The sequence below is a fragment of the Solemya velum gill symbiont genome (assembly GCF_002020255.1).
Lineage (GTDB): Bacteria > Pseudomonadota > Gammaproteobacteria > Chromatiales > Chromatiaceae.
This window is the reverse complement of sequence record NZ_MPQG01000029.1, coordinates 1-10,903: the sequence shown is the minus strand read 5'-3', so window position 1 is coordinate 10,903 and position 10,903 is coordinate 1. Positions and strand designations below refer to the sequence as shown.

General features: G+C 48.7%; 7 protein-coding genes. 2 read left to right on the top strand and 5 right to left on the bottom strand.

The window, feature by feature from the left end; all coding sequences use genetic code 11:
- Positions 1 to 94 precede the first annotated feature (94 nt).
- Entirely contained in the window at positions 95 to 301 is a 207-nt protein-coding gene (locus tag BOW06_RS12620) for a lipase family protein (RefSeq protein WP_043117394.1), read from the bottom strand.
- Positions 302 to 623: 322 nt separating this feature from the next.
- Between BOW06_RS12620 and BOW06_RS12615 the strand changes: the two genes are divergently transcribed.
- Positions 624 to 1,931, top strand: coding sequence for an MBL fold metallo-hydrolase (locus tag BOW06_RS12615; protein ID WP_078454839.1), 1,308 nt, complete (start codon positions 624 to 626; stop codon positions 1,929 to 1,931).
- A 177-nt stretch (positions 1,932 to 2,108) separates the two neighbouring features.
- Here the strand turns inward: BOW06_RS12615 and BOW06_RS13125 are convergent, their stop codons facing one another.
- Positions 2,109 to 3,239, bottom strand: coding sequence for an ATP-binding protein (locus BOW06_RS13125; protein WP_179115184.1), 1,131 nt, complete (start codon positions 3,237 to 3,239; stop codon positions 2,109 to 2,111).
- Between the two features lie 701 nt (positions 3,240 to 3,940).
- Positions 3,941 to 5,311 carry a GNAT family N-acetyltransferase gene (locus BOW06_RS12605; protein ID WP_052132215.1) on the bottom strand — a complete coding sequence of 457 codons (1,371 nt, stop codon included), beginning with the start codon at positions 5,309 to 5,311 and terminating at the stop codon, positions 3,941 to 3,943.
- Positions 5,312 to 5,405: 94 nt separating this feature from the next.
- On the opposite strand from BOW06_RS12605, the gene BOW06_RS12600 reads away from it, so the two are divergent.
- On the top strand, positions 5,406 to 8,027 hold the full coding sequence (locus BOW06_RS12600) for a Mur ligase family protein (RefSeq protein WP_078454838.1): 2,622 nt from the start codon (positions 5,406 to 5,408) through the stop codon (positions 8,025 to 8,027).
- 140 nt (positions 8,028 to 8,167) lie between these two features.
- On the opposite strand, the gene BOW06_RS12595 is transcribed toward BOW06_RS12600, so the two are convergent.
- Positions 8,168 to 9,478 (bottom strand): DEAD/DEAH box helicase, encoded by a 1,311-nt coding sequence (locus BOW06_RS12595; protein WP_043117391.1) that lies wholly within the window; start codon positions 9,476 to 9,478, stop codon positions 8,168 to 8,170.
- Between the two features lie 293 nt (positions 9,479 to 9,771).
- Complete coding sequence (locus BOW06_RS12590) at positions 9,772 to 10,722, bottom strand: porin (protein ID WP_043117920.1); 951 nt, start codon at positions 10,720 to 10,722, stop codon at positions 9,772 to 9,774.
- Between the last annotated feature and the right edge of the window lie 181 nt (positions 10,723 to 10,903).

Genomic DNA, 10,903 nt, shown 5'->3' with positions numbered 1-10,903 from the left:
TCTGGACGATTTCTTCCGGTTTGTGTCGTTTGATTCCCATTTTCGGTCCTCCGTTTTACTCATCATAAGGGTGGACCAACTTATTGGGGGAGGATCAAGCCTTGGGTTGATCACTTGTTGCAGGCAGTCCGACATGGACCCAGCCGGCCTTGCCGAGCTCGGAAGTAATACCACTTGCAGTCCATGAATTGGCACTGCCCATATAACCATGTACAAAGACAATGACCTCAGCTCTTGCGGTGCCCAGTGGTAGCAAGAGGGTGAGCAGCAACAGGGCTTGTTTTACATAAGTTGCGTTCATTGGATTCACTTACATTCGTTAGCAAATATAAGCATATTATACATTACTAACTAGTTAGGCGGAGAGAGCCATCGCCTCGTTGACTCTTGTCTCCTTGTTGAAGGAGTTGACCTATCAGGTATCGTTTTTATATTGGTGATTAATATTGGTTACGACAATGGTGTGTGTGAATATCACGTGGATAGTCTTAATTTATGCTACAGCAACTTTCCAGCATGAAGTGTGTGCCAATGGATTGTATGGATATTGTTAGACTGACGTATGATTTTAGTGCCGTTTACGGTGCCCCATACAGACTAATATGAAGCAGGAGCCTTAAACCTTGAAGACTCGACTACTAATTCTTTGCCTGTTGTTCTCAAACGCCATTTTTGCGCAGGACGCCCCTGTTACCGGACAACAAATCCTCGATGCGGCTAATCAATCGATTGGCAGTATTTCATCTGACGAGATAATGCAGCTAATCGACAAGCAACCAGATGCAGTCATTATTGACGTGAGGACACAGTTTGAAGTCAAGCTGCTTGGAACCCTCGGTTTATATCAAAATGTCAATATTCCCAGGGGCTGGCTGGAGTTTCGCATTGCAGAAACAGTTCCCTCACTTGATACACCCATCGTTGTTTATTGCGGTACGAATGTTCGCAGTCCCCTGGCAGCTAAAACGCTGATGGAGATGGGCTATACCAATGTGAAAAATTATGATGAAGGCTATTTTGATTGGAAAAAGAGAGGCCTGGATCTGAATATGGGCACGCTGGATAGTACAACACTGCTGTACCAGCGACCTAAGCAGGTTGTGGATGGTGTCTACTCAGCGATTGGCGCACCACAACCATCGACCTATGAAAATTCGGGTCACAACAATAACCTTAGCTTCATCGTCGCTGATGATGCGGTTGTCGTTTTTAACGGTGGCGGTAGCTACTTACTCGCACAAGCGATGCACGAGGAGATCAAGAAGGTTACTGATCTGCCAGTCAAGTACCTGGTGTATGAAAACGCACAGGGACATGCTGTATTTGGCGGTAGTTACTGGAAGGAGCAGGGCGTTGAAATTATCGCGCACGACAACACGCCGGAGATTCTGGAGCATACTTCAGAACAGGTGATCGAGCAGGCCAGGAACAGTTTAAAGGATAAATATTTCAAGTCTCGACTGTTGATGCCCGACCATACATTTAGTGACGAGTATGCTCTTCCGGTTAAAGGAAGAAAAATTATCCTGAAGCATTTTGGCAATGCCCATAGCCCGGATGATATCCAGTTGTGGTTGCCTGAAAATAATCTCTTAATCTCCGGTGATTTCGCTTTTAACGAACGCATGCTACCAATCCTGGAGCATACAAGTGTCGGGGAGTGGATAGAAAACTGGGACAAGCTTGAGACATTAAACCCGGGGATTATTATTCCGGGGCATGGTGATGTTACTGACATGCAGACAGTTACATCTTTTACAAAAGATTACCTGGTCTATATGCAAGGAAAAGTTGAACAGGTTCTTGATGATGGTGGCGATTTAACTGATGCCTATCAAATCGATCAGTCTGCCTATATGCAGTGGAAAACCTTCAGAGAGCTTTCGTTAAGGAACGCAGCGAGAATTTATAAGATGATGGAGTTTGAATAACATTCGATTTTGCTGTGTCAGGTGTTTAGAGTCAGTGACTAAAACGATTGTCTTACATCCTGCGAAAGTCAAAGGGTGACCAGGATGTGGTTACACTGACCCTGATTACCTGTCGGCGCAATAGCACCGGTGGACACGTACAGATTGACAATCTCGCTGGTAGAGATTGTGGGAGTGCTATGTAGCTAAATAGTGTTCAATCTGCTCTATCAGCTTCTGTATGGTTGCTTCAGAACTGACGTCCGGATTCTTCCAATCACTAATCTCATCATTTAAATGGATCAGCTGGTCAACCTGGTTGACAGGTAATCCGGTGTGTAACAACTCATCCGTCTGAACGCTAAGTACGAGTGCCTCAACATGCCTGTTCATCAACAGGGCAGAGGTCCTGTTGAAAAGGCTTTGAAAGGGAAAGGGCATTGGTTGCCCATCCGGTTTCAATGTTTCAGAATGGCTTGTCAGGTGGCAGTCGACTCCCTGCTTGAGAAGAGCTTGTTGTCGTGAACGGGCTTCGGACATTTCTGAATCCTTGCCTAGAACAATTTCGATGGGAATCCGTCCGTCACCGTGAATGAGTGTTTTCAGGTAAGCCGGCATGGCCGACCTGGCAATATCATTTCCACCAAAGTAGGGAGCATAATTGACTTCATTGATGATCGCCTGGTTCTCATACCATGGTCGTGAGATATCACTTGAAATGATATCTATCCCTGCATTTGACAGCCGAAACAAGGATGCAGCCTGTTCAGCGATCTGCAGGTTTTCCGGATGCACCAGTTCTGTCACCTCTTCAATGTGTCCACCCCAGGCTGTTGACTCAATTCTGCGCAGTGGTACCCATTCGCCTTTTTCCGGTATGGAATCAGTAGTGAATCCGGCAAGGGACATGGATTCCAGCGCGAGGGCATCCAGGGGGTAGGGTTTCTCCTGAAGCCAAGGAGGTTTGTTGTCATTGGCCTCAGTCGCCATACGAACAAGCTCGGTCACCTTGTGCCTGCCATCGCCTTCAATTGACCTGGGACTCCTTTTTATTGCATACAGCATTTTTCCATTGGTAATCAGTACGCGATAACAGACACCCGGTACTTCGCGTTCCACGAGTATCGATTTAGAGAGGGCTGATGCCCTCTTGTATGCAAATTCGAGTTTTTCATCGTTTGCAATGGCAACGGTAACACCTTCTCCTCTGTCCAGATTTGCCGGTTTGACAACGAGAGGCCAGCCGAGCCTGTCAGCAGCCTGCCTCGCTTCTTCATAGCTTTTCACCATGACATGAACCGGAGCAGGAAGTCCGGCCATTCGAATCATGGTTGCTGTTTGAAATTTGTTATGCGTGAATGTGACGCCTATGCTGGAATCAGCATCCACTGAACTTCTGTCGATCAAACGTTTATTACACCCCCAACCCAGCTGGTATACCCCGCTCTTCAAGTGGCGAAAGGGTATATGGTTCTGATGAGCGGTTTTGAGTATGGGTATTGTAGAAATGCCCGACCTGATCATTGACTGGAGAGGCTTCAGGGTATTTTCCTGGAGGATTTTGTACGGCTCATCGGGGGTATCGGACGAACGGCTATTATTCAATACATGATGGATTAGCTCTGTCGCAGAGCTATAGGCCTTGTGAATAATGTTAGTGGAGAGGTTATCAATCATGGGTATAGCTACCCTTGATTGCCATTTGGTTTGATCGTCTTGGCTTTGTGAAACCGAAAGTATAATTCCCGGATCAAAAACGGGGATGCGGGCTGTTTGCTGGAAATAGCGCCCTAAGAGGAGAACTCTCCAGACAAGAGAGAAGACTTCTTTTGATTTGGATTCGATCAGCCCGATTGTTTGATCTGGTTCCGGATCAATTTCAACTTCAAGTCTGTTTATCAGCCATTCATCTAATGATTTGATGTCATTGTTCCCTTCAGGAACAGAAAAAGAGATTGTTATGGCTTGCCCGGGTTGTTGCAGTCCATCTCTGAAACCATTCTGGTTCTGCACGAACGTTTCCTGCATTGTCACTGCTCCAGTTCAAGCTCAAGGATTGTCCAGGAGTCCTTATCAGGGTGACCAAATGCATGCTTTTTGGGATTTATTCCTGTCTTCCGGTAACCAAATTTATTGATATACCAATGTATGACTTCAGGTCGATCCGATTCAGTTCGTAAATGACGAATCCCTCGCTCACGTATCTCCTGCAGCCGTGCCTCCTGCAGTTGAAAACCGATTCCACAACCAAGAAATTCCGGGTCGACTGCAAGGCTTGCTGTTTCAGCATGCGTTTCATCGAGAACATAGTAACCGCAGGTACCGACTATATTTCCCTGAAGTTCGGCAACAAATGTATTGCCGATCTCTATTCGGTCACGTTCCGGAGCAGGGGTATTCGCATCTGCTTCGATTGGCGCCATATTCCACTCTGCCAGTATTCCCATCACACGATCCATGTCACCGGATTTCATTTTCCGGATCGTAATTTGAGTCGCACTCCAGTTGTCAGGATTATCAAGATGCAGTCGTTGACGTGTTTCTCCGGGTGATGCAATTGTTCGCCCGAGTTCACCGGCAATGCGGACGAGGCGTTTAATCAACTCTTCATTACTGGCCGGTTCCCGTTCAGCGTAGTCATAAAACGGATTATCTTCCAGTCCGACCCGTACGTTACCGCCCATGGTAATTGCCGTGGCATTGATGGGTAATTGATAACGCCCGATCCCTGCTGCTGCCCATGTCCAGTCCTGTGGAATCTCGCGCGCAAGGTTGGCGAGATCAAGAGTACGCCCGGGCACCGTGCCGAGTGAACCAAGTAGCAGATTGACATAGCAGTGCAATGGCAACATTCCCTTGCGCTGCAGATAAAATGCGTAGTTCAGCATGCCGAGATCGAAAGCTTCCAGTTCAGGTGTTATGCCCCTGTCACGCATTCGCTGGCACAGTCCTTGAACGGTTTCAGGATCATTTATCGATGCCTGCCTGGGGAAGTTGAGTGATGCAAGGGTCAACGAGGCCATATCGGGTTTGGCCTTGCCGTCCAGTTCGAGGACTGCCGAGCGTTTTTCAAATTCGGGGTAAAGTCGTCCGCTTGTTGTTGCAACCAGCACCACCTCAGGATGATCACTGCGGATGGAGTCAAAAATGTTACCGAAAATTTCCGGGCGCCAGCTTGGGGTGCCATCATTCTCATAGGCGTGAACATGGAGAATACTTGCGCCTGCCTCGATGACGGCTCCTGCATTATCAGTGATTTCCTGAACACTACAGGGAACATTGGGGTTGCTTGCCCTGTTGGTGATATTACCCGACAGGCAGGCGTTGATAATCAGGGGCTCCTGGCTAATGCCCTGGGGTGGATTTCCACCATAAAGCGCCCCGTTTGCTGGTAGTTTCATTCTCAGTGAATCCGCAATTAAAAGGTGAGTAAAATAGAACTGGTTTAGACTATCACAATACTGTAACTATACCTTTATGATGAATAAAACCTAAATGAAAGTCTCTGAATTGCGCTTTTTTGTCGGGGTTAATCTCTATTTGGATAACCAGGTGTGCCGCCTCCGATTGGAAGCCGACCAGCCCGGTGAATCTGTCGTAACGCCAGTTCCTGCCATCCTGTTACGTCGTTGGATGCAAGTTTTTCCACAGTTGCAAGAGGTGCTGGAGACGATCAACCCGGTGGGCGTTGAAAGCTCGCATGCTGGCCACGTTTTATTCAGCCTGATTGAAATGGCGGCTGCCGAACTCGGATGGATGTTGACTTACAAAAAAGTCGTTTCACTTCCGGATAGAGGTGGTTTGGATCTTCTCTTTTCATATGAGGAGCGCCAGGTTACAACACTGACCGTCAATTACGCTCAAGAAGTTCTGAAGCGCCTGACAGAGGCAAAAGAGGTAGATAGGGAAGCGCTTGCGTCGATAATGAATCGTGAGCACAAGCTATTTCTTCAAAAAGCAGTACCGCTAAGCAGGAATATTGATACACGATATCTTTACCAATCGGCCAGAGAGAGGGATATTCCCATCACGATGGGCTTAAGCCCGGATTCATTGATTCTTGGGCAGGGTCGATATCAAAAGCGTTTGTGGAAAAAAACCACACCCGGCACGAGTTGGGTCGCGTTTCATCTGGCCCAGTACAAGCCACACGCTAATATTGAGCTACGTCGCGTTGGTTTACCTGTTGCTGACCAGGTAGTTGTAAATAATCGCGAAACAGTACCCCGGGCCGCCAGGCAGTTGGGGTTCCCCCTTGTTGCTAAACCTTCCACGACAGATATGGGGATAGGAATTACGATTGGTATTCAGGATGAGCGCTCTCTACTGACTGCGTTCGACACGGCAAAGCAGCATTCTCCAATGGTTTTGCTGGAAAACTTTATAGACGGAGATGAGTACCGTCTGCTTGTCATCAATGGAAAGTTTGTTGCTGCAGCACACCGCATATCGGCACATGTGACTGGTGATGGTCGCCATACCATCAGGGAACTGGTGAATATGCTTCACCGTGATCCACGACGTGGTGTAGGAAAGCAATCAGTACTCGGTCGGATTGAACTGGACCAGGAAGCGGAGGCAGTGCTGGCAAAGGCAGGTTACACAATTGATGGTATTCCTCCAGCCGGCAAACAGGTTTTTTTGCGCGGCACAAGTAATCTTTCCAGGGGTGGGACCTGTGTTGATGTGACCTCCGACGTGCATCCGGACAACCAGGAGATGGCACTTCTGGCTGCCAAGGTTATCGGTTTGGATATTGCCGGTATCGACTATATTACGACCGATATCACACGGTCCTGGAAGGAGACAGGCGGCAAGATCTGCGAGATTAATCCATCTCCCGGTTTGCGTATGCATCATTCTCCAACCGAAGGAGAGCCACATGATGTGGCTGGTCCCATTTTCGAGATGCTTTTCCCTGCAGGTGAACCATCACGCATACCCGTTGCGGTCGTAACCGGAAGTAACGGAAAGACAACCACGACCCGTATGAGCACACATATCCTGCGCCATTCCGGGGCTTGTGTTGGTATGACCAGTACAAGTGGTGTTTATGTAGATGATGAGCTGGTTCACAGAGGGGATTTGTCAGGTGGGTCAGCCGCACAGCAACTTCTGATTGATCCCCGTATCGATGCTGCGGTACTTGAGATTGCACGTGGGGCAATTCTCAAGTGGGGCACAGGAATTGATTCTTGCGATGTCATGGCTGTAACCAATGTTGCCGATGAACATATTGGTGAGCTTGGTGTGCAATCAAGGGAGGAGATGGCAAAGGTCAAGGGCCTGTTGGTGGAGCTGGCTCGGAAGATGGTCATTCTGGGTGCGGATGACCCTCTTACTGCCGCTCTTTCCAAACGCTCTCGTGCTGATCGTGTCTGTTACTTCAGCATGATGGAGGAGAATCCACTTGTAGCGGAGCATATTGCGTCTGGTCACCCTGCGCTGCGGCTTGAGCAGGTCGATAGTGAGTTATGGATGGTCCTCTACGATAACAGCATGCGCCATCCACTGTTGGCAGTGACAGACCTTCCTGCGTCCCTTGGTGGAGCAGCTTTATATAATATCGAAAATGCAATGTGTGCGGCCGCCATTGCCTATGGATTGGATCAGGAGCTTGAATCTATAGTCGAGTCATTAGGTACTTTTCAATGTGATGCTTCAGATAATCCTGGTCGCATGACTACTATCGATGGTTTTCCTTTTCGCGTTGTCGTTGATCACTGCCTTAACCCAAGCGCCCTTGCAGCTGTAGAACCTGCAGTCAGAAAGATTGATGGAGATAGGCGTTTTCTTGTCTACTCGATGACCGGGAATAGAAGGGATGCAGACTATAGCAAGGCGATGCAAATGGTTGCCGGGGATTATGATGAATACCACCTGTACACCACTGATCATTACCTGCGCAACCGTACGGCAGGTGAGTTGACGGATCTTCTTACCCGGGGATTGCTGGATGAAGGAGTTTCCCGGCAGGCGATATTTGTACACGCATCTGAGGATGATGCCGTGACTAGTGTTCTGGGAAGAGCTGGTGAAGATGACCTGGTGTTTATCTCATCATGGAATTATGAAATGACGTTTCAACATGTAAAGAAATTTATCCAGACAGGTTAGGCGGGCGCTGTACGGGAAGAGCATGACCTGAAAAAGCTGCAAGAAAAAAGGGAGCAAGTTGTCATGCTCCCTTTTTCATTATCCAGATGTATATCTCGTATGGCTTGATTGCTTCTTGCAAGTGATGGAGCAGGAAAGTGTTATGCATTTCTCCTGTTGCCAGAGCGGCCTTTTGACTGCCTGTTGCCACTGTTTCTGTTGTTGCTGTTACCGCTGTTTCTTTTGCCCGCCGGATTACCGTCGCCAGACCTGCCACGGGATGATCTCTGCTGACCACCTCGCCCCTTATTTATTGGTTCGGGTTTGATACTAGGATCTGGTTCATAGCCATCCATAACCACTTTCGGAATCTCACGTTTCAACAGGCGTTCGATATCTCTCAGTAACTTCAGCTCGTCAACACAGACGAGTGATATCGCCTCACCCTCGTTGCCGGCCCGGCCGGTGCGGCCGATGCGGTGGACATAATCTTCAGGTACGTTGGGCAGTTCGAAATTGACCACGTGGGGGAGCTGGTCTATATCCAGTCCGCGCGCGGCGATATCGGTTGCCACCAGTACGCGCACATCTCCCGCCTTGAAACCTGCCAGTGCTTTTGTACGAGCGCCCTGGCTCTTGTTGCCATGGATCGCGGCAGAGGTGATGCCATCACCCTCCAACTGCTTGGCGAGGCGGTTTGCACCATGCTTGGTACGTGTGAAGACCAATACCTGCTTCCAGTTGTTGGAACCGATCAGCCAGGAGAGGAGTTCACGTTTGCGTCCCTTGTCGACGGGATGTACGACCTGTGTGACACGCTCAGCAGCCGTGTTATGGCGTGCGACTTCAACCAGTGCTGGTTTCTCAAGCAACTCATGCGCGAGCACCCTGATCTCTTTCGAGAAGGTGGCAGAGAAGAGCAGTGTCTGTTTCTGTTTTGGCAGTAGCGCGAGCACCTTGCGGATATCACGGATGAAGCCCATATCGAGCATACGATCGGCTTCATCGAGCACGAGGATTTCGATATTCGAAAGGTCGATGGTTTTCTGACCGGCATGATCGAGCAGTCTGCCCGGTGTAGCAACAAGGATGTCGACACCGTTGCGCAGTTTATCAATCTGCGGGCGAATGCTGACACCACCGAAAATCACCATCGATTTTAGTGGCAGGTATTTGCCGTAGGTATCGATGCTGTCTTCAACCTGGGCTGCCAGTTCGCGTGTGGGTGTCAGTACCAGGGCGCGTAGCGGGCGTTTGCCTTTTGTTGCTTGGCCGGATTCCATCAGGCGTTGCAGCAGTGGCAGGGTAAAGCCTGCTGTTTTGCCGGTGCCTGTCTGTGCACCACCCATGATATCCCGTCCTTCGAGAACGGGTGGAATGCCTTTCGACTGGATAGGAGTCGGTTTGCTGTAGCCTTGTTCTGACACGGCACGCAGGAGTTCGGTTCTGAGACCGAGGGATTTAAATGACATGGAAATTATTTCTCTGGGATCGGCCTGACCAATAGGGTGCTACTGGTACGGTCCAGGCGGAAACTATCTGTTTTCAGCGGTGATCGTTGTGGATGACTGCTTGGAAGTTGGGTGCAGACCGAAGTGCACCTCGAATTGCAGGGGAGTATACAGTAAACATGTGACTGAAATCCGGCTAATTCCATCCCCGGGAAATGTGGTGCGTAACCTCACTCGATCAGAGAGGGTGGTTGCAGAAATGAAAAACGGGACCCGAAGGTCCCGTTTCAATTTCTATTGCTGACTGAATCAGTTTAGAAGTTGTGGATCATACCAAACGAGAAACCATCACCAGCGCAAGGAGAGTCACAACCCATTTCGCTTGCGAGGTTATGCTCTGAGTCGACATAGAGCGCATAAGCACTCGTTCTCTTGCTCAGCTTGTGATCCAGGCCAAGAGCCCATGAACTCTTGTTACTGTCATTCAGCGAATCACTCACACCATACATGGCTTTTGCAACATTGTTGCCAAAGCTGTATCCACCCTGAACCTGCCAGTGGTTCTGTGTACCCTGGTTATTTCTGTCACGGCTTTCGTAGATTCCGTTTAAGGTAAATGCATTCATGGTATAGCCAGCACCAACACGCCATTTGGAAACATGATCAATGCTGTTGCCGGGGCCACCAAGATCTTCATAGGCTGCCGAGAGATAGAGGCCATTGTTGCTGTACATGGCCGCTATCGAGTATGCGTCTGCAAGGCCAGTATCACTGTGCTGTCCTTCTTTAGCAATTATCGCGGCCGCAACTGTCAGACCATTCATGTTTGGACTGATATAAGCAATGGCATTATCGGCACGAACATCGTGGAAGCCGATGGTGCTGTTGTTATCGGCAAGAGTATCGGCGAAAAGATCCAGCTTGCCTGTTGACATTTTGAAAGGTGTGTCGTGAATCCCGTAGAGGAATGTACCCCAGTCACCAGTCAGACCAATATAGGCGTTACGAGCACTATCCCAGGCACTTCCATCAGAAAAATCATAGGTAGTTTCTGCTTTCCAGATCAGGCTCAGGCCATTACCGAGGTCTTCAGTGCCTTTAAATCCAATGCGTGAAGCACGGCTCATGACATTCCAGACAGTTGAACCGTCCTGATCGACATGATCCACTGATACGTGGACTTTTCCGTATATTGTGACGTTTGCATTTGCAACAGGTGCTGCGATAGCTGCAGCAGTTGCAAGAGCGATAATAGTTTTATTCATTTTGTGTATCCCCATATACATTCTCAGCAATTTCCATATTTACAAAATTTCCATATTCCCACATTCTAAATAATACTTTTTTCCGCGGATTCAACTCACTAGTGCAACGGATGGGTTAATCCCGAAAAATACTTGATTGGGCGTTTTAATGCCAAGACATTTTCGGGGACGATTGTTCAGT